This is a genomic window from Pantoea sp. XY16 (genome assembly GCF_025153065.1).
Taxonomy (GTDB): domain Bacteria; phylum Pseudomonadota; class Gammaproteobacteria; order Enterobacterales; family Enterobacteriaceae; genus Pantoea; species Pantoea alfalfae.
The window spans coordinates 18,135-41,498 of the sequence record NZ_JANZNP010000007.1 but is presented as its reverse complement, the minus strand read 5'-3'; the positions used below and the strand labels follow the sequence as shown (position 1 = coordinate 41,498).

At 49.5% G+C, this 23,364-nt stretch carries 16 protein-coding genes and 1 tRNA gene; 13 read left to right on the top strand and 4 right to left on the bottom strand.

Annotation, left to right across the window (positions count from 1 at the left end; genetic code table 11):
• Nucleotides 1-14 precede the first annotated feature (14 nt).
• Both N1689_RS12050 and N1689_RS12045 read left to right on the top strand, forming a co-directional pair.
• A complete protein-coding gene (locus tag N1689_RS12050) occupies nt 15-1,784 on the top strand; it encodes a GMC family oxidoreductase (protein WP_033731366.1) in 1,770 nt (589 codons plus the stop codon).
• Nucleotides 1,785-1,788: 4 nt separating this feature from the next.
• On the top strand, nt 1,789-3,051 hold the full coding sequence (locus N1689_RS12045) for a cytochrome c (RefSeq protein ID WP_253420930.1): 1,263 nt from the start codon (nt 1,789-1,791) through the stop codon (nt 3,049-3,051).
• A gap of 43 nt (nt 3,052-3,094) precedes the next feature.
• Here N1689_RS12045 and N1689_RS12040 read toward each other — a convergent pair whose 3' ends face one another.
• The 3 genes from N1689_RS12040 to N1689_RS12030 all read right to left on the bottom strand — a co-directional run bounded on the left by N1689_RS12040 (nt 3,095) and on the right by N1689_RS12030 (nt 5,055).
• Nucleotides 3,095-3,763 carry a MarC family NAAT transporter gene (locus N1689_RS12040; RefSeq protein ID WP_161731916.1) on the bottom strand — a complete coding sequence of 223 codons (669 nt, stop codon included), beginning with the start codon at nt 3,761-3,763 and terminating at the stop codon, nt 3,095-3,097.
• Between the two features lie 15 nt (nt 3,764-3,778).
• Nucleotides 3,779-4,414, bottom strand: coding sequence for a hypothetical protein (locus N1689_RS12035; RefSeq protein WP_161731918.1), 636 nt, complete (start codon nt 4,412-4,414; stop codon nt 3,779-3,781).
• A 131-nt stretch (nt 4,415-4,545) separates the two neighbouring features.
• Nucleotides 4,546-5,055 carry a DUF2501 domain-containing protein gene (locus tag N1689_RS12030; RefSeq protein ID WP_260059006.1) on the bottom strand — a complete coding sequence of 170 codons (510 nt, stop codon included), beginning with the start codon at nt 5,053-5,055 and terminating at the stop codon, nt 4,546-4,548.
• A gap of 544 nt (nt 5,056-5,599) precedes the next feature.
• Between N1689_RS12030 and N1689_RS12025 the strand changes: the two genes are divergently transcribed.
• The 11 genes from N1689_RS12025 (at nt 5,600) to symE (ending at nt 22,004) form a co-directional block, all read left to right on the top strand.
• Nucleotides 5,600-6,001 (top strand): DUF2382 domain-containing protein, encoded by a 402-nt coding sequence (locus N1689_RS12025; protein ID WP_161731920.1) that lies wholly within the window; start codon nt 5,600-5,602, stop codon nt 5,999-6,001.
• A gap of 16 nt (nt 6,002-6,017) precedes the next feature.
• Entirely contained in the window at nt 6,018-7,013 is a 996-nt protein-coding gene (locus tag N1689_RS12020; protein WP_253420938.1) for a YsnF/AvaK domain-containing protein, read from the top strand.
• Nucleotides 7,014-7,229: 216 nt separating this feature from the next.
• On the top strand, nt 7,230-8,261 hold the full coding sequence (locus N1689_RS12015) for a DUF1176 domain-containing protein (protein WP_260059120.1): 1,032 nt from the start codon (nt 7,230-7,232) through the stop codon (nt 8,259-8,261).
• 211 nt (nt 8,262-8,472) lie between these two features.
• Nucleotides 8,473-8,557, top strand: a tRNA-Leu gene (locus N1689_RS12010).
• Between the two features lie 882 nt (nt 8,558-9,439).
• On the top strand, nt 9,440-12,673 hold the full coding sequence (locus tag N1689_RS12005; RefSeq protein ID WP_260059002.1) for a helicase-related protein: 3,234 nt from the start codon (nt 9,440-9,442) through the stop codon (nt 12,671-12,673).
• Complete coding sequence (locus N1689_RS12000; protein ID WP_260059000.1) at nt 12,670-13,476, top strand: DUF4391 domain-containing protein; 807 nt, start codon at nt 12,670-12,672, stop codon at nt 13,474-13,476. The genes N1689_RS12005 and N1689_RS12000 overlap by 4 nt, the downstream gene beginning before the upstream one ends.
• Before the next feature lie 10 nt (nt 13,477-13,486).
• Complete coding sequence (locus N1689_RS11995) at nt 13,487-15,610, top strand: DUF262 domain-containing protein (protein ID WP_260058999.1); 2,124 nt, start codon at nt 13,487-13,489, stop codon at nt 15,608-15,610.
• A gap of 40 nt (nt 15,611-15,650) precedes the next feature.
• A complete protein-coding gene (locus N1689_RS11990; RefSeq protein ID WP_260059119.1) occupies nt 15,651-17,534 on the top strand; it encodes a site-specific DNA-methyltransferase in 1,884 nt (627 codons plus the stop codon).
• 10 nt (nt 17,535-17,544) lie between these two features.
• A complete protein-coding gene (locus tag N1689_RS11985) occupies nt 17,545-20,592 on the top strand; it encodes a type III restriction-modification system endonuclease (protein WP_260058998.1) in 3,048 nt (1,015 codons plus the stop codon).
• 181 nt (nt 20,593-20,773) lie between these two features.
• Nucleotides 20,774-21,520: a hypothetical protein gene (locus N1689_RS11980; RefSeq protein ID WP_260058997.1), complete on the top strand. Its 747-nt coding sequence runs from the start codon at nt 20,774-20,776 to the stop codon at nt 21,518-21,520.
• Between the two features lie 151 nt (nt 21,521-21,671).
• Nucleotides 21,672-22,004 carry an endoribonuclease SymE gene (gene symE / locus N1689_RS11975; RefSeq protein ID WP_260058995.1) on the top strand — a complete coding sequence of 111 codons (333 nt, stop codon included), beginning with the start codon at nt 21,672-21,674 and terminating at the stop codon, nt 22,002-22,004.
• 294 nt (nt 22,005-22,298) lie between these two features.
• On the opposite strand, the gene N1689_RS11970 is transcribed toward symE, so the two are convergent.
• Nucleotides 22,299-23,171: a phosphorothioated DNA-binding restriction endonuclease gene (locus N1689_RS11970; protein WP_260059118.1), complete on the bottom strand. Its 873-nt coding sequence runs from the start codon at nt 23,169-23,171 to the stop codon at nt 22,299-22,301.
• Nucleotides 23,172-23,364 lie beyond the last annotated feature (193 nt).

Genomic DNA, 23,364 nt, shown 5'->3' with positions numbered 1-23,364 from the left:
TAAACAGGATTATCATGGCACAGGTTACTAAAAAAGAAGTCGACGTCGTGGTCTGCGGCCTCGGCTGGGCAGGCTCGCTGATGAGCATCGAGCTGGCACTGGCAGGTCTGGACGTGCGCGCCCTGGAGCGCGGCGGCGATCGCGATTACGACGAGTTCGCCTACCCGAAACCGGCGGATGAATACGCCTATGCGGTGCGCAACAAAGTGTTTGCGACACCCGCCGAAGTGGCGGTCACCGTGCGCTACAACAGCAGCCAGACGGCATTGCCAACCCGTAAATGGGGCGCGTTTGCACCGGGCACCGGCGTAGGCGGTTCCGGTCTGCACTGGACGGCGGTACTGATCCGTCCGACGCCGACCGACATCAAACTTAAAACCTACGTTGACGAGGCTTACAAGCCCGGCATTCTGCAGGATGATATGCGGGTGATGGACTTCCCGTTCAGCTGGGAAGAGATCGAGCCCTATTACTATAAATTCGAACTGATTTGCGGCCAGTCGGGCAACACCGGCAACCTGCGCGGCAAAATCCTGGAAGGCGGCGACCCGTTTGAAGGCCCGCGCTCTGAACCTTACCCACTGCCCGCGCTGGATGACACGCTGAACAACGTGATGTTCAAAGAGGTAGCGACGAAACTCGGTTACCACCCGTTCCCGAATCCGTCAGCCTGTGTGTCGCGTGCGTGGAAAAACCCGTACGGCAACCAGATCGCCCCGTGTAACTACTGCGGCTACTGCAGCAAATATCCGTGCCTGAACTACTCCAAAGCGTCGCCGCAGACGGCGGTGATGGATTCGCTGAAACGTATGCCGAACTTCTCCTATGAAGTGAATGCGGAAGTGATTAAGGTCGTGCTGAACGATGATAAGAAAACCGCCAAAGGCGTGATCTACATCGATGCGCAAGGCAACGAGTGCTTCCAGCCCGCGAAAATCGTGGTGCTGAGCAGCTTCCAGCTCTACAACGTGCGTCTGATGCTGCTTTCCGGCATCGGCAAACCTTACAACCCGATTACCGAAGAGGGCGTGGTAGGCCGTAACTACGCGTTCCTGTCGAACGGCGGCGCAACGCTGTTCTTCAAAGATAAAAACTTCAATCCGTATGCGACGGCGGGCGCGACCGGCCAGATGTTTAACGATATCTCGCCAGGCAACTTCGACGGCCCTTCACTCGGCTTCCTGGGCGGTGCGAAGATCCACAGCTCACAGGCGACCGGCACGCCAATCAGCACCGCGCTGCCAAAAGGCACCCCGACCTGGGGCATGGGCTACAAGGAAGGTCTGGAAGAGTGGTACGGTCATTCGATGAAGATCAGCATCACCACCACCTGCCAGTCTTACCGCGACATCTATCTGGATCTCGATCCGAACTACAACGATCACCGTGGCCTGCCACTGCTGCGCATGACGTTTAACTGGAAAGAGAATGAGCTGAAGCTGCAGCAGCATCTGAAAGGCATCGTCGGCAACATCGCCAAAGAGCTGAACCCGGACAGCATGAGCATGAGCTTCCTGCCGATGGGCGCGGATTTCGATATCACCAAATATGTCTCTACGCACAACGTGGGCGGCGCGGTGATGGGCGATAACCCGAAAACCTCGGCGCTGAACAAGTATCTGCAGAGCTGGGATGTGCATAACGTCTTTGTGCCCGGCGGCAACGCCTTCCCGCAGAACTTCCAGGCGAACCCGACCGATACCATCGGTGCGATTACCCTGATGGCGGCGCAGGCGATCAAAGATCACTACCTGAAAAATCCCGGTCCACTGGTACAGGCATAAGCGCATGAATAAGCTGAAACTGAAGTCTTTTATTTTTGCCAACGCGGTGCTGCTGGCCAGCGGATTTGCGCTGCCGGTTCACGCCGAAGATGAAGCGCAACTGATTAAGCAGGGTGAGTATCTCTCCCGCCTGGGCGACTGTATGGCGTGCCACTCGCTGCCCGGCAAACCGGCCTATTCGGGTGGACTGGCGATTGAGTCGAACCTCGGCACTATTTTCTCCACCAACATCACGCCGGATAAGCAGCATGGCATCGGTAACTACAGCGAGCAGCAGTTCTCTGACGCGGTGCGCAAGGGCGTATTACCGGATGGCTCGCATCTCTATCCGGCCATGCCGTATCCTGACTACGCCAAAATCAGCGATGCCGATATGCACGCGCTCTACGTCTACTTTATGAAAGGCGTGCAGCCGAGTGCGGAACAGCCACCGGAAACCGATCTGAGCTTCCCGTTCAGTCAGCGCTGGGGCATGCGGTTCTGGAACTGGGCGTTCACGTCCGATAAGCCGTTCCAGCCGATTGGCGGCGCGTCAGCCGAGGTTAACCGCGGTGCCTATATCGTGGAGAGTCTGGGTCACTGCGGCAGCTGCCATACGCCGCGCGGTCTGGGCATGAACGAGAAAGCGCTGGATAGCGGTGATGATAAATTCCTGGCGGGCGGCAGCCTGAACAACTGGGATGTGCCGTCACTGCGTGGCCTGCCACACTGGAGCGAGCAGGAAGTCATCGACTACCTGCAGACCGGCCGTAACGATAAAGCGGCAGTAGGCGGCGAGATGACCTCGGTGGTCGAGCACAGCAGCTCACACATGACCGATGCCGATCTCAAAGCCATTGCGGCCTACCTGAAGTTCCTGGGCGGCAATCCGCCATTGCAGGCGTTCAGCGTGCAGGCGCAGCAGGCAACGGAAGCGAAACTCACCGCCGCGAAGAACCTCAGCGAAGGCGAGCGTCTCTATCTGGATAACTGCGGGGCCTGTCACTTCGTGACCGGCAAAGGCGCACCCGGGATCTTCCCAGAGCTGGATGGCGCAACCATCGTGAATGCTAAGGATCCAACCGGCTTGATCCACACCATTCTGGCCGGTGCGCAGCAGCCTTCGACCGCGAAAGCGCCGTCTAAACTGGCGATGCCAGGCTTTGCCCAGCGGCTGAATGATGATGAAGTCGCGCAACTGGCGACCTTTGTTCGTCAGGGCTGGAGCAACACCGCGCCTGCGGTGAGCAAAGATCAGGTTGCTGAAGTGCGTAAAACGCTGAAGTAATCGCGCTTTCCCCTCTGCCTGTCCGGGGAGGGGAAAACCCGGATTAATGGAAGGTGCGTACCACTTCCAGCACGCCGTTAATGATGAACTGCACGCCCATACAGACCAGTAAAAATCCCATCAGGCGCGATATCGCCTCAATACCGCTTTTACCCACCAGCTTCATGATGGCACCCGAACTGCGCAGCGAGATCCACAGAATCAGGCTCACCAGCAGGAAGGTCAGCACCGGTGCCACGCTGATTACCCAGGCGGGAAAATCGACGCCACTTCTTACCGTTGAGGCAGAAGAGATGATCATCGCAATGGTACCCGGCCCGGCCGTACTTGGCATCGCCAGCGGCACAAAGGCGATATTCACCGGCTCTTTAGCCCCATCCAGCTCATCCAGTTTCTGCTTAGCTTCAACTGAATGCCCGGCAGGTTTAGCCGGGAACAGCATCCGGAAGCCGATAAAGGCGACAATCAGGCCGCCCGCCATGCGCAGACCCGGTATAGAGATACCGAAGGTATTCAGCACCGCACTGCCCGCGTACCATGCCACCATCATGATGGCGAAGACATAGATGGAAGCCTGGCGCGCCTGGCGGTTGCGCTCCTCGAAATTCATGTCACCCGCCAGCCCTAAAAACAGCGCCACGGTGGTGAGCGGATTGGCGAGCGGCAGGATCACCACCAGCCCCAGGCTGACCGCTTTAATCAGTTCCAGCATAGCCGATCTCCCTGATTAGTGTTTCGGGCGCTCCAGCGCCTCTAACAGCTCAGGGAAGAAGTCCTGCAGGATTTCCGGCGTCATCAGTTCGGGGTACTGCATCAGATGCTCGCGGATACGTTCGTTGACGTCCGGCAGCAGACGCTGGGCCGCGGCGCTGGCGGTGATTTTGTGCTTCTTCATGGCGCGCAGCAGATCGCCTGGCAGCGCGTCTTCGTCATCGCCGTCATCGACCATCTCCAGCGCATCCAGCTCGTCGAACATCTCCATCAGCGCTTCGGTCTGCGGTGTGCGCGACTCATATTCACGCGGATGTTCATCTTCCAGAAAACGCAGCATGGCGCGCATCGGCGTGCCGTCTGGCGTGGAAGGCGGCTCAGCGGCGAACCAGCTCAGCAGCTGGTGCATGGTGACCTGATGGACGCGATAACCGCTGTCGACCAGCTCATCGGCCAGCAGCTCGGCGGTTTCGTTTTCAATCAGGCAGATGTGGGTGCGATTAGGTTCGTACTGCTCCAGCCACTGGTAGATCTCTTCAATCACGCCATCGTCATACTCGAATTTTTTGCTGAGATAGCTGCCGTCCTGTTCATGAACGCAGGCCTGAATCTGATCGGGGTCGAAGTAAAGTGCGATGTTGATGCCTTTCATGCGTGCTGTCCTGTAGAAACCAAAACAACACTATAGCGCTCAACCCCAGGTTAAGGGAATGTCAGGCATCACAGCAAAGCGGGGTTTAACGCTCCCCTCAGAGCAGAGAGGGGAGAGAGAAGGGAAGGAGATCAGGAGATAAAGTTTTTGCCCTGCTTCAGCACCACGTCACAGGCTTTGGTTTTCAGTTTCTCCCCCATCGGCGAGTTGCTCAGGCTTTGCAGATTCAACTGCTGGCCGTTCCCGGTGTTCAGCAGTCCTGCCACGCCCTGGGTGTAGTCGGTTTTCTGTTCCTGCGCGGTGGTGGTATTCAGACCGAGCTTGCTCAGCACCTGATCTTTAACCGACTGCACATTGTTTTTCACCACGTTATGTTCGACGCAGTACTGCATCACACCGGCCGCGTTGGTCATGCTGTTGGCGCTGACCGCTTTGTCGCCGCCGCCCAGCATGATGGTAATAGCAGACAGTGACATTCCGCCATTTTGCTGGGTGGTGCCGGTGGTGCTGCCGTTGTTCTGCTGGCTGAGCTGCGATGCTGCACTGCTCAGCTGATCCTGCCAGCTTGCCGCTGATGCACTGCCTGCCACCAGAAGTGCCGCCAGTCCCCATCCCCACGCACTGCGTTGTGCCTGTTTCATCTTAACCTCAGTATCTGCGTATTCAGTTTTGCTAAGAGAGTCTGACGGGCAGAAAGTTCCTGACTTCCTTTTATAAAAAGCGTCTTAAATAGCACTTTGGGAATCTTCTGTAATAAGAGCGATAAAATATTCAGGTGCTTGTAGGTGTTATTATTCTTTGAAGTGATTAACTGAAGGCAGTAATAAGCACATCCCGCGGAAACATTCTTTAATATTCTCACGGTATTTATCAGGAATCGTCCTGGTTTAAATTAAAGTTACCGCTTTGCTTATAGCGTATTTTCTAAGCGATTGCGTCTGGTCTGGTAATATTTACCTGAGGAATTATTTTTATATAATCTCATGTATTTTTAGTTATTTTTATTTTTAGCGTAGCGGTGATTTAAGCCGACTTGCTGTTTTTTGATGCAGATTTCTGTGCCGTAATTAAATTGAGTTGGTGGGGGTTTTTATTATTCCGGCTTGCGAAATCAGCGAGAGTGTTCATGCTTAATCACTGTGTCAGGCAGTTGTGGTAGATATTTAATTTAACGGGAGTGATATTATGGCTGGACAGCCAGAGCACAATAATAATGCAGAGGTCACGCTTAAACTCGCTGAAGAGCAAATAGCCCTGACGAAGCAAAAGATTGTGGATGGACATGTCCGCGTTACCCGTTCCACAACTGAACATGACGAGGTCATCAGTACACTGCTTACCCAGGAGAAGGTTGAGGTTGAGCATGTAGCGAAAGCGCAGCCCGTTGAAACGATGCCCGAAATCAGGGAAGAGAATGGTGTACTGATTGTCCCGGTAGTAGAGGAAGAAATCCAAATCGTCAGAAAGCTGGTGCTTAAAGAGGAAATCCACATCCGAAAAGTGCAGGAGAATGTTCCTTTTCAGGAGGTGGTGACCCGACGTGAGCAGCAGGTGAACGTTGAGAGAGATGACGATCAAATCAGCTAACAGAGAGGAACCTATCATGGCACAGGAAAAAATCGTAACACTGTTCGATTCTGCAATTCAGGCAGAGGCCGCGAAAAGAAATCTCGTGAAAGCAGGCTTTTCTGATCGGGACATCAGTCTTATCAGTGGAGAACGTTTGCAGCAGGAAGGGCAGTCTGTCCGCCATCCGAGCCTGTGGCAGCGTCTGTTTGGGCACGACGTCGATAAAGATGAGGCGGATGTGTATACCCGAGCAATGGACAAGGGCGGCGTCGTGCTGACCATCCGTACTGAGGAGGAGAAGCTGGCCCGCGCCATGACGATTCTCCATTCTCATGACTCGGTAGATGTGCCGTCACGTATGCAAAGCTCAGTCGGGAACGGCACCACCGCACCGGGCATTAACCCGACCGCAGGCAAGCAGTTTGCCGGTGAGACCAACGACCGCCCGGCTGAGCCGCGACGCACCTCGCTGACCGGTGATGAGAGCGAGGCTGATATTCTGCGTCTGGCCGAAGAGCAGGTGGAAGTGGGTAAACGTCTGGTGAGCGAAGGCTCCACCCGCGTACGACGCTATACCGTGACCGATACCGTCTCTGAAGATATCTCGCTGCATGAGCAGCATGCTGACATCTTCCGCCGCTCGGTGAATGAACCCGCGCTGGCCGGTGAAGTGGACTGGTCCGAGAAAACCGTCGAAGTCGCTGAGACGCATGAGCAGCCGGTAATCAACAAAACGACCCACGTGAAAGAAGAAGTGGTGGTGCGTACCGACGGCAGCGATCGTACCGAGACCATTAATGACACGGTGCGTCGTCAGGAAGTGGAGATCGACCATGCACGCGGTGGTCTGGAGAGCGAGCTGCCGGGTACGACAGCAGGGGTAAAACCTGCTGCAGCAGGTGCAGCGACACAGTCACCCGGCGCGCACAACCATGACCACAAAGAGAGCCTGACTGAGAAAGTGAAGGATAAAGCTGGCGAAGTGAAGGATAAGGTCGAAAACAAGCTGCATCATGACCATACGCATTGAGGCGCTCATCCTGACAACAACAGGCGCTGATGGGTATTGCTGATACCCGATGCTGAAGATGCAAGGAAGAGCCAACCGCGAGGTTGGCTCTTTTGCGTTGTGGGGGAGGGCAATAAAAACGGATAACGACGTCAAATTCTCTTCGATATAATCAGGCGCTATCTGTGCAGGCCGGACAGAAATAAAACCTGAGGGATTAAAGTGAACTGTAAACCGATGCTTTTCGTGCTGGCGATGCTCTCCCTGTCGGCTCAGGCCACTCAGAGTGGAAAAACGCTTGAGCACAAAGACTGGGAAGTTGTCTGTGATAACACTCGGACCTGCCGCATTGCAGGTTATGCCAAAGAAGAGGATCCCTCCGGCTCCATCCTGCTCACCCGTGCTGCTGGACCGGGAACGGAGACAGTGGGAGAAGTGACGCTGGGCGACACCGAAGATGACAGCGAACCGGCGGAAAATCTGACGCTGTGGATCAATGGTAAATCCGCTGGCGATCTGGTGGCGGCTGATGACAACTGGCGAATGTCAGCCAGTCAGACTTCTGCGGTAATCAGCGCCGTGAAAGGCAGCGGTAAAGTGGAATTTAAAGGCGGCACAAAGCCATTCCAGCTTTCCGGCGAGGGCGCGTATGCCGTGCTGCTGAAAGCGGACGACGTGCAGGGCCGTATCGGCACGGCAGGCGCGCTCACCAAAAAGGGCAATAAACCGGAAAGCAGCGTGGCTAAGGCTGTGCCCGCACCAGTTATTCAGGCGGCTAAAACCCTCGGCGGCGAACCCCGTTTGCTGACTGCAGCAGAAAGCGACGCGCTGAAAACCCGACTGCTTGCAACGGTCAATCATAACGACGATGACACCTGCGACAGCCTCTATTCACCGGCCGAAAACAGCGATCCGGAAACCGACGGACTCACGCTTACGCCACTGGATGACACACACGCCTTGCTTTCAGCACTCTGCTGGCGTGCCGCTTATAACGAAGGATATGGCTACTGGGTCATTGATAATCAGCTGAAAGGCAAGCCTGAACTGGTGACCATTTCCGGGTCCGATTACGACAAGGGCGAGATTACCAGCGTGCAGAAAGGCCGCGGCATCGGCGACTGCATGAGCCAGGAAAGCTGGGTATGGGACGGCAAAGCTTTCCGCAAAAGCTATGACGGTGGGACCGGTATGTGTCGTTATATCCATGCGGGCGGCACGTGGGATCTGCCGACGCTGGTGACGGATGTGAAGGTTGTTTCGGGTTAGCGCTTTTGTCAGGCCGGTGAAACTTGATGGGTGACGTGAGTGCTTTGCAGCGGTCGAGGATGAGTGAAGAATTTCTGACAAGGGTGTCACACAGTGTCCCTTAGAACCCGAAAGACGGTTTTTTCAGCAGTTGCACCACTGCCTGCCGATAAGGGTTGCGGAAACAGGGGGTAACGGTATAATCCTCAACGTTTTCCGCATACCCTTCAGTGCCGAAGTGGCGAAATCGGTAGACGCAGTTGATTCAAAATCAACCGCCGCGAGGCGTGCCGGTTCGATTCCGGCCTTCGGCACCAGATATGCAAATTAAAGTCGCTTAAGGGCGGCTTTTTTTGTGTCTGAAATCTAAAACCTTGCAAGGGATTACGTCTGCTTTTGATTTATCCGATGTGAGTTTGAGTTCCTCACACATTAATATGCTTGTGAATACAGAGCTGAATATATAGGCTGGTCCAATGATGTACATATAGTAGCGTAAGCATATTGAAAGAAGATAACTAGGAGTATGAATGATATTAATTTTCATACTGAAAAAAGTGAAGCATAGAAATACTTAGTCTGCTAAGAGCGTGTGCTAATGTTGTAGTAGTGGTATAATTATCTGGGTGCTAAACGGAATAATATGATTAATACATTTCATTTGAGAGCGTTGATTCATTTAACAACCAGTTACCGTTAATGCATTCTATAGACGTCATAGGTTTCTGTCAGCTTTTAAATTAATCAGTATTTTCATTTCTGAGTAAGAGCATTAAGAGTGTTATATTGAATTGGCTGGATTATACATGGTAGGCGTGAAATAATGCAGTTGATTAACTATAACGTAATTATTTTAATTCTATGTTATTTTTTAAATTGATATTGCGTTTATAAGTCAGGTGAGATCCAGAAGTTGTTGTGCTAGCGAACTTGATTAATATGGTTTTTTTTGCTGGAAAATAAAATGCTAGTTTCATTTTCAACCTAAATGCATTAAATATTGCAGTTCATGACAAGTGTGATAATGTCATATTATTAAATTCATTAAATTAGCTTGAAGTTCCCATATTTTATTATAGTATGATAAAGATGGTCTTGATTTAAAGCTTTGGTCTAAATATAAAATCCGTGATGCAGTGCTCGATAATGATTATTATAACCTAATACCGAAGGGAGTTAGGTAATAAAGGAGTTTGTCCGTGAAAATAATTCATAATTCAGGTACAGATCGTGTCATAGACCTAATCCGACCTCATATTAAGCGTGGCAATCAACTAGGTTGCGTAACTCCTTCGTTCTCTTTATATGCTTTTGCTGAGATACGTGATGCGTTGTCTGTTCTTGAAAGGGTTCAATTTATCTTATCACCTGACGATAAAGCACTCGACGTCCTCGGAGAGGAAGGTGACCGTGGTGCGCGGAATTGCCTACAGACACGTTGGCTAGCCAATCAATGTGCGGAATGGATAAGTGAAAATGTAGAGCTTCGCCGCGCACATGGGCTGGTGCCACAGGGTACTATAGTAATGCGTAAACCTGATGCTACCCCTCAGCAAGTGGTCTTGGGTTCATTCGCATTTACTACGGCTGGCCTTGGACTGACACCAGGGAACCCCCTTAGCTTGATTCAGTCTTCAGAATCTTCCAGTGAAGCTGCCATATTATCCCAGTGGTTCGATCAACAATGGCTGAGTTTGCAAGATGCGTTAAATAGTGATTCAGTAAATGGTGAAAGTGATCGCGATGCAATGGTTGCAGCTTTACGTTCCATCGGTGAACACCGTGATCCATCGACCATTTATTCTCTCATATTGCACAACCTATTTCGTGATAGCGATGATGGAATGGACGAAGAGCGCATCGTCAAATCTGCAACCGGCATCCGAAATACGGTGGTCTGGAAAAAGCTATTCAAGTTCCAGCGCGACGGCGTAGTAGGTGCTATCGATAAACTCAATCGTTTTGGCGGCTGTATCATTGCTGATAGTGTTGGTCTAGGTAAAACCTTCGAAGCACTGGCGATTATTAAATATCACGAGCTGCGTAATGATCGTGTTCTGGTATTAGCACCTAAGCGATTGCGTGATAACTGGACTCTCTACCAAACTAATGACAAACGTAACATTCTTGCTGCTGATCGCTTCAATTATGATGTGCTGAATCATACAGATCTGTCACGCGATAGGGGGAGCTCGGGCGATATAGACCTGTCACATATTAACTGGGGTAACTACGACCTGGTGGTGATTGATGAATCACACAATTTCCGTAATAAGGTGACGCATAAAGGTAAAGAATCGCGATATGATCGTTTGATGCGGCGTATCATCAAGGAGGGCGTCAAAACCAGAGTCCTCATGTTGTCAGCGACACCAGTCAATAATCGTCTTTCTGATTTGCGTAATCAGATTGCATTTGTTACAGAAGGTGATGACGCGGCCCTACAGGAACACGGAATAACCAGTGTTGAGACAACTACTCGAAAGGCCCAGGCTCAGTTCAACCGTTGGTTGGCAATGGACGAGTCTGAAAAAAAACCTTCTAAACTTGTTGAGATGCTAGGTTTTGATTACTTTACACTTCTAGACCATCTAACTATCGCCCGTTCGCGAAGGCATGTGGAGAAATACTACGGCACTAGTGAGACAGGTCGCTTTCCTGATCGCTTACCGCCGATAAACATCAAGGCTGATGTTGATCTTGCTGGTGAATTCCGAGCTATTCGCGAGATTAATCATGAAATCCGCCGCCTCACGCTGGCCAGTTATGCCCCGCTTCGCTATGTTTTGCCGCATAAGCAGGCGGCCTACGATGCTAAGTACAGTACGCAGATTCGCGGTGGGGAAAGTTTTTTCCATCAAGCAGACCGGGAAGAAAGCCTAATTAACCTACTGCGGGTAAATGTGCTGAAGCGTATGGAAAGTTCGGTAACGTCATTCGCGCTGACGGTGCAACGGCAACTCAGGGATGTTGAAGCAACTTTGGCTCATATTGAATCCCATACGAGCGAGCTTGAAGAAATCGACATTACTGATGTAGACATCGACGATCCTTCCTTTGAAGCTCTACTAGTTGGTCGCAAAGTTAAGGTATTGCTCGGTGATGTGGACTTGATTCGCTGGAGGCAAGACTTAATCGAGGACCGTAATCGTTTGGCTACTCTTTTGTCAGCTGCCAAACAGGTTGATGCTGGCCGTGACGCTAAATTGGCAGCCCTGCGTCAGATGATTGAACACAAATGTCTCTATCCCATCAATAGCGGTAACCAAAAAATTATCGTATTCACTGCATTTTCTGACACCGCAAGCTACCTTTATGCGCAACTCGGCCCATGGGCCAAGGCCAGGTTGGGGATCGATGCCGCATTGGTCACTGGGAGTGCTGGCATACAGACTACATTGCCGGGCTTACGTAAGAACATGAGCGAAGTATTGTCCGCGTTTGCTCCGAGAGCCAAGGAGCGCCCGGAGGATCTCACTAGTGAAGGTGAAATCGATTTACTGATAGCTACTGATTGTATTTCTGAGGGCCAGAACCTGCAGGACTGCGACTGGCTAATCAACTACGACATTCACTGGAATCCGGTGCGTATTATTCAGCGTTTTGGTCGTATTGATCGTATTGGCTCACCTAACAAATGTATCCAGCTTGTAAATTTCTGGCCTAACATGGAGTTGGAGGAATATATAAACCTGGAACAGCGGGTCAGTGGCCGTATGGTGCTGCTTGATATCTCTGCCACAGGCGAAGAGAATCTTATCGAGCAGCAGTCAGGTAACCCTATGAACGATTTAGAGTATCGGCGCAAACAGCTACTCAAATTGCAGGACACGGTTATCGATATGGAAGACCTTTCAAACGGTGTATCGATTACCGACCTAACCCTAACCGATTTCCGCATCGATTTAGCAGAGTATATGAAAGCTCATCCAGGCAAGTTGGAGAGCCAACCTCTCGGTGTATATGCTGTTACCACCACCTTGGACTCTGAAATTCCACCCGGCGTGATTTTCTGTTTGCAAGTCTGTAAATCTGTAGGGCAGAAGGTACAAACTGACCGAGTAACATCAGATTACCCACTCGCACCACACTACTTAGTCCACGTTGGCGATGATGGTGCCGTTTTACTTCCTTACCTACAGGCTAAACGCATCCTTGACAGCTTAAAGCGTCTAGCGCTTGGGCGTGAACTTCCCGACGAGACGGCCTGTTCACGCTTTGACAAAAAAACTAGGCAAGGCGAAGAAATGAGCCATGCCCAAAAACTACTCGCTGCAGCGGTTGCCTCAATAGCGGGTAAAAATGAAGAGCGCGCAGTCGCCAGCCTGTTCACTCCAGGTGGGACTCACGCCATCAAAGGAGAGTTTGCTGGGATCAATGATTTTGAGGTAATAGCGTTTATGGTGATTTTGCCAGAGAGGGAGTCAGCATGACAGTCATTGACGTGGGAACCTTTATCCAGGCATTAGGCCTTCCCGACAGTTGTCGAGTGGGTCAGCGTGTTCCCAAGAAATTGCTGCTTGAAAACAGTGCCGCTACGGTAGCGGACAAGCGTTTGATCATTGATAATATCGCAGAAATCCAGTGGATTGCAGCACTTAAACCCAATACCATCGGGGTGCCAAGCTATCGGGATACTCGGCGCGAATATCTCGAGGTCGCGGTACTGGCTGTGACCTTAAAGGGGGCCGTAAAAGCTACACATCGGTCTCACTTGGCTGAGTTAGTGCATCGTGCAGTGCCTTATCCGGTACTGCTGCAACTGATTGACGGGCAGACGCAGACCCTTTTTCTTGCTCACAAACGCTGGGCGCAAAACGAGTTCAGCAAAGTCGTACTTGAAGGCGGCTTGGTATCTGCCGCACTATTCCGCGCTATGCCGGAAACTACGGTGGCTACTCATTTAACATATTCGGAAGTCGAGCAAGCCTTCATGCAGTCTCTATCAGTCACACGTCAACCACAGGTCACGCTGTACACCCTTTACCAGGGCTGGATAGATTGCGTACAGGCACTTCTGGCAGCTCGGTTGACGGGAAGCTACCGGATGACAACAACTCAGGAACAGGCTGCGGCACGTCGGCAAGCTTTAGCCGATTACGAACGGCTCGAAGGCGAAATTAACCGTCTGCGGGGGCAAGCCGTAAAAGAAAAACAAATGGCACGCCAAGTTGAAGTGAATCTTCGGTTGCAAGTACTGCAGGCTGAGCGTCAGCGGATCGCACAATATCTCTAAGGAATAAGAAGTGAAAGCCTCAGAAACTAATCTGCTTAAGTTCTTACGCAAGTCTCCACAGTTCGTTATCCCTATTTATCAGCGTAACTATTCGTGGACGGAAGCTCAGTGTCAACAGCTCTGGTCTGACTTAACGCGCGCTGGCCGTGACAAGGATATCGACGGCCATTTCATTGGATCTATCGTCTATGTGGAGCGAGGTCTATCCACTGTGACGACTCAGGAAGCGCTGTTGGTCATCGATGGGCAGCAACGCCTGACCACCAGTACTTTACTGATTGCAGCGTTAGCTAATCACTTTGAAATTAATCAACTTCCCGAACTACTCGACAGCTTTTCCGCCCGTAAGTTGCGCAATTACTACTTACTTAATCCAGATGAAGACGGCGAACGCCACTATAAGCTCATCCTGTCGGAAACTGACAAAGAAACTCTGCTGGCAATCCTGAAATCAACGCCGATGCCTATGGAGGTGAGTTCTCGCATTGAGCAGAATTACAAGCTCTTCCAGGCGCTGATTGAAAAGCATCAGGGCGAGCTCGAAGCTATCTGCCAAGGCCTTGCCAAGTTACTCATTGTAGAAGTGTCGCTTGATCGTACTCGGGATAACCCGCAATTAATCTTCGAAAGCATGAACTCCACCGGTCTTGAGTTGAGTCAGGCAGATCTGATTCGCAATTACATCTTAATGGGGCTAGAGCCAAAGCTTCAGACGGAGCTCTATCAGAGTTACTGGCGGCCAATGGAAAAGGCGTTTGGTCAGGCGGCCTACGTGACGCATTTTGATCCTTTTATGCGTCACTACCTCACTGCTAAGACGGGAGATATTCCGAACGTGCGTGATGTATACATCGCCTTTAAGGCCTTCGCACGCTCTAGCCAAGTTGATACTACCGCACTCGTTGCCGATATACACGCCTTTGCAAGTTACTACTGCGCTATGGCTCTTGGAGCAGAAAGTGCGCCACTATTAAAACAAGCTTTCCATGACCTGCGTGAACTCAAAGTAGATGTGGCTTATCCTTTCTTGCTTGATGCTTATCATGATTACAAGATGGCTCGACTGTCAGCCGACGAATTGGTGAGCATCATTCGTTTGGTGGAAAGTTATGTGTTTCGACGCGCTATCTGCGCTATTCCCACTAACTCGCTCAACAAAACCTTTGCCAGCCTGAGTCGCACGTTGAAGAAAGATCGTTACTTGGAGAGCGTCCGGGCCGCGTTTTTGCTACTGCCATCTTACCGTCGCTTCCCTAATGATGAAGAATTCCAACACAAGATCACACAACGAGATCTGTATAATTTTCGTAGTCGCAGCTATTGGTTACGACGTTTGGAAAATCACGGCCGTAAGGAGCGAATTGTGCTGGAGGATTACACCATCGAGCACATCCTGCCGCAAAATAAAGTGTTGTCACCGGAGTGGCAAGCAGAACTCGGCCCAGATTGGCAAACGATCCAGCAGACATGGTTACATACCTTGGGCAATCTCACTTTAACGGGCTACAACAGCGAATACAGCGATTATTCATTCGCCTATAAGCGTGACCAGATCACCAATAGCGAAGGTAATAAGATTGGCTACAAATACAGTGCCCTCAATATCAATGAGGGGCTGGGTGAACTGAGTCGATGGGACGAGAATACAATCAAGGCACGTGCTGAGCGACTTGCCAAAGTCGCAACCCAAGTATGGGGGCTACCATTGCTGGATAGTAGCGTCCTTAATGCCTATAGCTCCACGGTAACTAACACAGGGCAGCAATACAGCATTGTTGACCATCCATACCTTGCCAAGGGCTCTGTAAGCGCCTTATTTGATGCCTTGCGCAAAGCGATTTTAGATTTAGATCCATGCATTTACGAAGAATATCTCAAGCTCTACGTTGCCTACAAAGCAGAGACCAACTTTGTAGATGTTGTTCCCCTGGCCAAGCGTTTACGCTTGTCGCTTAACATGCCGTTCAGCGAGATAGATGACCCTAAAGGGCTATGTACCGATGTTACAAACCTTGGCCGTTGGGGCAATGGCGATGTGGAAATCGGATTGTCCAGCTTTGAGCAACTTCCCTATGTCATGGGCCTGATTCGGCAGTCCTTTGATCGCCAGATGGGTGGCCCACAGGATGTTTGATCCTAAAAATACTAAATTAACTGAGAATCATGCTATGACCATGAAGAAAGTCGACATCAACAACCCAGAGGCTCAGTCTGCTGATTTGGTGGCTGACAATATTGCACAGCTTAAGGTTCTGTTCCCTGAACTGATTACCGAAGGGCCTGATGGCGTTGCTGTGAATGTAGATGTGCTGAAAGCATTAGTGGGTGATAAAAGTATCAATGACGCCGACGAGAAATATGGCCTCAACTGGCATGGCAAACGCCGTGCACGGCAACTGGCACTGACGCCCAGCACTGGCACCCTGCGCCCATGCCCCGAAGAGAGCGTGGACTGGGCTACCACTCAGAACCTGATGATCGAAGGAGATAATCTCGAAGTTCTTAAGCTCATACAAAAGAGCTATGCCGGGAAGGTGAAGCTGATCTTTATCGACCCGCCTTATAACACCGGTAAGGATTTCGTGTACCCGGATAACTTCCAGGACAACATTAAAAATTATCTGGAACTTACCGGACAGGTAGAAGATGGGCAGAAGATCAGCAGCAATACTGAAGCTAGTGGGCGTTTTCATACTGACTGGCTGAATATGATGTACCCGAGGTTGAAGCTTGCCAGAAATCTAATTAAGGAAGATGGTGCGATTTTTATAAGCATCGACGAGAATGAAGCAGCGAATCTCCTGCTTATCATGAATGAGATTTTTGGTGAGGAAAACTTCGTACTTTCAGCAATTTGGAGAAAACGTGTCTCTCCAGCAAATGATGCGAAATGGTTTAGTTCAGATCATGACTTAGTCATTGTTTATGCGAAAAATAAAGATATTTGGCGGCCAAATAAGTTACCAAGAAATGCTCAACAATTGTCTAACTACAAGAATCCTGATAATGACCCTCGGGGACTATGGAATTCCGCAACATATACATGTAATAAATCTAAGGATGAGCGACCCAACCTCTTTTATGCGATTCGAAATCCAAATACTGGTGAAGATGTTTGGCCGAAAGAGACGGCCGTTTGGAAGTATGGCCCAGAGGTGACAGCTGAACAGCTGGCAGATAATAGATTGTATTGGGGGGCTGATGGAAAAGCTGCGTTTCCAAGAGCTAAGCTATTTCTTTCAGAAATGGACGATGTAGTGCCACGTTCTGTTTGGGATTATGAGGATGTTGGCCATACACAGGAAGCGACAACAGAGTTAAAGGCTTTGTTTGATGGGAGCCAAGTGTTTGATTCTCCCAAGCCAGTAAGGCTTATAAAACGGATTCTTGAATTATGCTGTGACTCACCAGATGATTTGGTTCTTGATTTTTTTGCTGGTAGTGGAACAACAGGGCATGCTTCCTATTCACGGGGGGGCTCTGAAAATCCTGTGCGTTTTATTTTAGTTCAGTTGCCTGAGCCATTAGTTAATAACTCTTTTCAGCGTATCTCCGATATCACCAAGGAACGTCTGCGCCGCTCCGCGGCCAAGATCAAAGCCGACAACCCAGAATGGCAAGGGGATAGCGGTTTCCGTGTCTTCAAGCTTGATCGCTCCAATATCCGTGCCTGGAACCCTAATCCAGAAAATCTGGAAGCTACATTGCTCGATTATGAAGATCACTTGCTTGAGGGTCGAAGCGAAGCCGATGTACTGTACGAGCTACTGCTTAAACTCGGCTTGGATCTTTGCGTACCTATCGAACAGCGTACTATAGCTGGCCATGAGGTTTACACCGTCGGTGGTGGTGTGCTAACGGCCTGCCTGGCAGAGCAAATCAAGCGGGACCAAGTGGAGGCCCTTGCTCAAGGTATCACCGGTTGGTATCAGGAGTTGGCACCAGTTGGTAATACCACTTGCGTATTCCGCGATAGCGCTTTTGCTGATGATGTGGCGAAAACTAATCTCGCCGCCATTCTGGAACAGTATGGCATCCAGAACGTGCGCAGTTTGTGAGAGGAGATATATGAAACTTCATTTCGAGCCTAACCTCGATTATCAGATGCAGGCTATTGAAGCAGTATGCGATTTGTTTCGTGGCCAGGAAATCTGTCGTACCGAGTTCACTGTGACGATGAAGGTCCCACACTCGGGCGCAGGCTTGCTTACCGGAACGCAGCCAGAGCAATTGACATTGGGTATGGCCGAGTCTGATCTAGGCGTTGGTAACCGCCTGACCCTGCTTGACGATGAGCTACACAAAAATTTGGCTGATATCCAGTTTCGAGGTGGTCTGCCGCCATCTGAAACATTAGCCTCTGGCGACTTCACCGTGGAAATGGAGACAGGTACCGGTAAGACCTATGTTTATCTGCGTACCATCTTTGAGCTAAACAAGCGCTACGGTTTTAGCAAGTTCGTGATTGTGGTGCCTTCGGTGGCGATCAAAGAAGGTGTCTACAAGACCCTACAAATCACCGAGGATCATATTAAGGGGCTCTATGCCGGTGTCCCTTTTGACTATTTTCTGTACGACTCCACCAAACCTGGGCCAGTGCGCAATTTTGCCACCAGTTCGAACATCCAGATCATGGTGGTGACGGTAGGCGCTATCAATAAAAAGGATGTGAACAACCTTTACAAAGAAAGTGAAAAGACTGGCGGTGAGAAACCGATTGATCTGATTAAGGCAACACGGCCTGTTGTCATTGTTGACGAACCACAAAGTGTAGATGGCGGTCTCGAAGGGCGTGGAAAAGAAGCGCTGGATGCGATGAACCCGCTGTGCACGTTGCGTTATTCAGCGACTCATGTGAATAAGCATCACATGGTGTTTCGCCTTGATGCCGTAGATGCCTACGAACGCAAGCTGGTTAAACAGATCGAGGTAGCCTCTGCTACAGTTGAAGACGCGCATAATAAAGCGTTTGTACGGTTAGTGGCGGTTGCCAACAAGCGCGGTACCATTAGTGCCAGGATCGAACTGGACGTTACCACCGCCAGTGGCGTGAAGAGACAAGAGTTGACCGTTTCAGATGGTGACGATCTGGAGCAACTTGCCAAACGTTCCATTTATGCGGATTTTCGCGTCGGTGAGATCAACACGGCTAAGGGGAGCGAATATATAGAACTACGCTACCCTGGCGGTGAAGTGTTTTTGAAACAGGGTCAAGCTCATGGTGATGTGGATGCATTGGCCGTGCAGCGTGAAATGGTCCGACGTACGATCCGCGAACATCTGGATAAGGAAAAACGTTTGCGTCCGTTGGGTATCAAGGTATTGAGCCTGTTCTTCGTTGACGCTGTTGACAAGTATCGACAGTACGACACGGACGGCAATCCAGTCAAAGGCGATTATGCTCGTATCTTCGAAGAAGAATACCGCCGGGCTGCCAGATTACCGGCCTATCAGAGTTTGTTTGCCGAGATCGACTTGAACTCTGCCGCTGAAGAAGTACATAACGGATATTTTTCTAGGGACAAGAAAGGGCGGTGGACGGACACTGCCGAGAATAATGCAGGCAACCGGGAGAATGCTGAGCGTGCTTATAACCTGATCATGAAGGAAAAGGAAAAACTGCTTTCCTTTGATACGCCGCTCAAATTCATCTTTTCTCACTCAGCCCTCAAGGAAGGCTGGGATAACCCCAATGTATTTCAGATCTGCACGTTGCGTGACATACAGAGTGAACGTGAGCGTCGCCAGACCATTGGGCGTGGACTGCGTTTATGTGTTAACCAACATGGAGAGCGGGTACGTGGTTTCGAGGTTAACACTTTAACCGTGGTGGCCACTGAAAACTACGAGCAGTTTGCTGAGAACTTGCAGAAAGAAATAGAGGCAGAAACAGGTATACGTTTTGGCATTGTCGAGCAGCACCAGTTTGCTGTTATTGCTGTGGTGGCTAGCGATGGGCAGACCGTTCCATTGGGTATCGAGCAATCTAAGGTTCTATGGGAGCACTTGAAAGCGGCTGGCCATATTGACGCCAAGGGGAAAGTTCAGGACTCTTTGAAAAAGGCTCTGAAAGAGGGCAATTTGGTACTACCGGCAGAGTTTGAGGCACAAAAAGGCCAAATTGCCGAGGTGTTGCGTAAGGTGTCCGGTCGTCTTGAGATCAAAAATGCCGATGAACGCAAGCCAGTGCCGCTGCGCAAGGGCATGGATGGCAAAGCCATCTATCTCAGCGACGAGTTCAAGGCGTTATGGGACCGCATCAAGCATCAAACCACCTATCGCGTGCAGTTTGATAACACCAAGTTGATCGCCGACTGTATTAGCCTCCTACAAAAGGCCCCCACGATTGTCAAAGCACGCCTGCAATGGCGTAAGGCCGATATCGCTATTGGTAAGGCCGGTGTTCAAGCGACAGAGAAAGCTGGAGCTTCAACGGTAGTGCTGGATGAAACAGATCTTGAGCTTCCGGATATTCTGACGGACTTGCAGGATCGTACCCAACTGACCCGCCGTACTATCATTAGTATCTTGACCGGAAGCGGACGTCTGGATGACTTCAAACGTAACCCGCAGCAATTTATCGAATTGGCCGCCGAAACTATAAACCGCTGCAAACGGCTAGCCTTGGTCGATGGCATCAAGTATCAGATGTTAGGTGATCAGCACGTGTATGCGCAGGAGTTGTTCGAGAAAGAAGAACTTACTGGTTATCTCCAGAACATGTTAATGGATACCCAAAAGTCGATATACGAACATGTGGTGTACGACTCGACCACAGAACGAGACTTTGCCGACGCGCTGGAGAAAAACGACGCGATCAAACTCTATGCCAAATTACCGGGCTGGTTCAAGGTCCCCACTCCACTGGGTAGCTACAATCCGGACTGGGCTGTGCTGGTAGAGGAAGATGATGCGCAGCGTCTGTATTTTGTGGTGGAGACCAAAAGTAGTCTGTTTGCCGATGATCTGCGAGATAAAGAGAGCGCTAAGATCGTATGTGGCAAGGCGCATTTCCAGGCTCTTGCCTTGGATAGTAGAACTCTTTATGAGAATCCTGGGCGCTATGTGGTAGCGAGTTCTTTGGACGATATTTTGGCCGAAGTATCAAAGGAATAATAAGACAAGAGAATTTTCTTACCTAAATAACGAAATAATTTTTTATATGTTGTGTCGGGCGACAGCCCGCATAACATATTTAAATCTCCGAGATAATATAAAAATATGTTAGCCACTAAAATTTTTGCAGGATACTAATTTGTTAAAATGTATTGTATATAAAATTGTATAGAGAGGGTTTATGTCGTCTAGTAATAATAGTAGTGGTTCTACGCTTTCTGTATTAAGTTTTGTTGATGGATTATGGGATTTAGCAAAAGTAGCAAAGGTTATTTATTTCACTATATGTTTTGATGTTCTTTTTTTCTATCTAAAAGGAAATGGCCTTTTTGGTATAAAGCTAGGTAAGGAATTTGATCTCTCAATTGCAGATTTTGCAGGCATGATTATTGCTCTAGGGATATTTTCATCTGTTGTCTTGGAAATAAAAACTTTGTTTTTCAATCTTATTTTAATAAGAGTAAAATATAGCAAATTATTAACATTCAACGAAGATAATATTTATCAAAAATCGCGAACTGAAGTTTCAATGTCTGAGCTACGGGATGATGCTTTAAGTAAGGGAGACGATCTGTCATTTAAAATTTACTCGGAAGAGAAAAACAAAAGACATGAAGAATTTAAAAATAGGCGATTATCGGAAATAATTGCTTTCGGGACTTTTTTTGTTTTTTCAATTGAGTGGTATTTTTCCAAGTCAAATGGTTCCAGTAAAATGTTCATTGATTGGTTATGGGAACAATCGAAGCATAGCGATCCAACAACACCTCATTATCTTATTGGTCTGTTAGTTTCTTTAGCATTACTTTTCTATGCAACATCAGTTTGTTGGCCAATTGATTTTTCCAGTAAAATATATTATCCAAAATTAGCTGAAAAACTGAAAAAAAAAGAAGATGAATGGAAAAGTAAAATTGATGAAATGTAATATATCTAAGGGATGTGAATTTTTTCTCTTAATAATGACATGTCTTTTGAAGAGGGGAAGATTACTCAGTGAGTGGGATGATTCATGAGCGCAGTTATCACTGTTTTTTACGGCGTGATGCTTAAAATGAAGTCGGCTCGCCTCCCTAAGAATGGTTTTTTCTACGTTAAGTTGGTCAATAAAGATTGAACCAGAAGTCTCCCCGGCAAATAACCGTCAATTAACGGTTGGCTACGCGAGTCGCTATCCGGATTACAGCCGGATCCCTGCTATTACCATGAAAGGGCAATGGCTGGAAGCAGCCGGTTTTGCTACGGGTACAGCAGTAGATGTAAAGGTAATGGAAGGCTGTATTGTGCTCACCGCGCTACAGGAGAGCGAACTGATGCAGTCTCTGCGCCAAGTGTGCAAGCTGTCGGCGCGGAAACAAAAGCAGGTGCAGGAGTTTATTCAGGTTATATCTGGTAAACAGAAAGTCGTCTGAATGAAAAGCCGCTTCCGATATCACATCGGGAGCGGTTAACTATCAGGACCAGAACACTTCTACCAGCGCATCCGTTGCCGGACTTTATTCACTGTTGGCCACGCTTAACGCATTGCAGCCTGACGCCTCAATGCCCGACTGCAAAGAAATACCATCCCCGACGTCAACGTTATATCCACTTCATACAAAGCGAATGCGCCAGCATACTATTTATTAATAAAAGCGAATATTCAGCCTCTGCCAACATTTTCCATCCGCGTAATTAACGGGAGGCTGAGGAAACCTTTATGCACCTCAGGTTTTAAACACCTGCGTCTGATGCCACTCAATAAACCGCTCAGCAGGCCACAGCATTTTATCTTTAGGCAGATGAAGCCTGTGTCCTTCAAGCGCCCAGAAAAGCTGGTCCACAATGGGGCTACGATTGACTCCACCTGATATCTGAATCTTCAGGTCTTCATCAATGCCGATAGCACCTTTGTCGAATGCAGAATGGTGTACGGAGCAGAGGGCCAGTCCGTTATTGACTTCACAAGGGCCTCCATATTGCTTCCAGCGTATGTGCGCCGCCTCAAGTCCGACCAGCGCACCATCCAGTCGCAGGTCATACCCGCAAATGGCGCATTGCGAGTGATAAGCCCGTAAAATCATGTCGCGAAAGCGAGGGTCGCGAGTTCTCATCAGCGTGACTAAATCGAAGCCTAACAGTTCGGCCAGTTTAATCTGGAGACTCTCTGGAAAGCGCTCAGTCAGAATCTGCTGCGCTAGCTTGTCGATCAGGGCTGGATTTTTTTGCAGCGTTTGATAATTCTCCTCATCAAATCCGCCGCGAACCTGATTTTCAATCAGCTCGCGCTTAGTCGGCTGGATGTTGCCTTTACGAGGTCTGCAATTCTCTGTGTTTTCCAGCGTCCAGAATCCATCTGTTCTCAAACGCCAGAAAGGCATATTGGGATAGTACTCACGCCTTTTCGGACCAAACTCAATCAGCAGCCTGGTTAACGGCTCGTCAATCTCATTTCCATAGTTAAATAGCCGCGAATGACCTTTTCTGTATTGGGATAATATATAGAGCAGCAATAGAGGTTTATGAGGGGCGCATTGATCGCCTTTGCGCCAGACCGCGACATCGGAAATGGCAGTCTGAAGTGATTGGGCTGGAGTCATAGTCAGGGCTAAGCAACGGATAATTATTGCGATCATGCTCTTAAAAAGTATGAGATTCAATGCATGCTTACGAGAACATTCTGTGAGTTGCGTCCGTTGAAGCCGATCACCACCGGCTCCATGCTAAACTGCATAAAAACTCCCCAATATGAACCCTTGCTGATGAGGTTGTACCTGCATTGAGTCGCCAGAC

What these genes read in the sequence shown, in the direction of transcription:
- N1689_RS12020 (WP_253420938.1), top strand. Translation starts at nt 6,018, where the DNA reads ATGGCACAGGAAAAAATCGTAACACTGTTCGATTCTGCAATTCAGGCA.
- N1689_RS12025 (WP_161731920.1), top strand. Translation starts at nt 5,600, where the DNA reads ATGGCTGGACAGCCAGAGCACAATAATAATGCAGAGGTCACGCTTAAA.
- N1689_RS12015 (WP_260059120.1), top strand. Translation starts at nt 7,230, where the DNA reads ATGCTTTTCGTGCTGGCGATGCTCTCCCTGTCGGCTCAGGCCACTCAG.
- N1689_RS12035 (WP_161731918.1), bottom strand. Translation starts at nt 4,414, where the DNA reads ATGAAAGGCATCAACATCGCACTTTACTTCGACCCCGATCAGATTCAG.
- N1689_RS12000 (WP_260059000.1), top strand. Translation starts at nt 12,670, where the DNA reads ATGACAGTCATTGACGTGGGAACCTTTATCCAGGCATTAGGCCTTCCC.
- N1689_RS11985 (WP_260058998.1), top strand. Translation starts at nt 17,545, where the DNA reads ATGAAACTTCATTTCGAGCCTAACCTCGATTATCAGATGCAGGCTATT.
- N1689_RS11970 (WP_260059118.1), bottom strand. Translation starts at nt 23,171, where the DNA reads ATGACTCCAGCCCAATCACTTCAGACTGCCATTTCCGATGTCGCGGTC.
- N1689_RS12030 (WP_260059006.1), bottom strand. Translation starts at nt 5,055, where the DNA reads ATGAAACAGGCACAACGCAGTGCGTGGGGATGGGGACTGGCGGCACTT.
- N1689_RS12045 (WP_253420930.1), top strand. Translation starts at nt 1,789, where the DNA reads ATGAATAAGCTGAAACTGAAGTCTTTTATTTTTGCCAACGCGGTGCTG.
- N1689_RS12050 (WP_033731366.1), top strand. Translation starts at nt 15, where the DNA reads ATGGCACAGGTTACTAAAAAAGAAGTCGACGTCGTGGTCTGCGGCCTC.
- N1689_RS11980 (WP_260058997.1), top strand. Translation starts at nt 20,774, where the DNA reads ATGTCGTCTAGTAATAATAGTAGTGGTTCTACGCTTTCTGTATTAAGT.
- N1689_RS11990 (WP_260059119.1), top strand. Translation starts at nt 15,651, where the DNA reads ATGAAGAAAGTCGACATCAACAACCCAGAGGCTCAGTCTGCTGATTTG.
- symE (WP_260058995.1), top strand. Translation starts at nt 21,672, where the DNA reads ATGGTTTTTTCTACGTTAAGTTGGTCAATAAAGATTGAACCAGAAGTC.
- N1689_RS12040 (WP_161731916.1), bottom strand. Translation starts at nt 3,763, where the DNA reads ATGCTGGAACTGATTAAAGCGGTCAGCCTGGGGCTGGTGGTGATCCTG.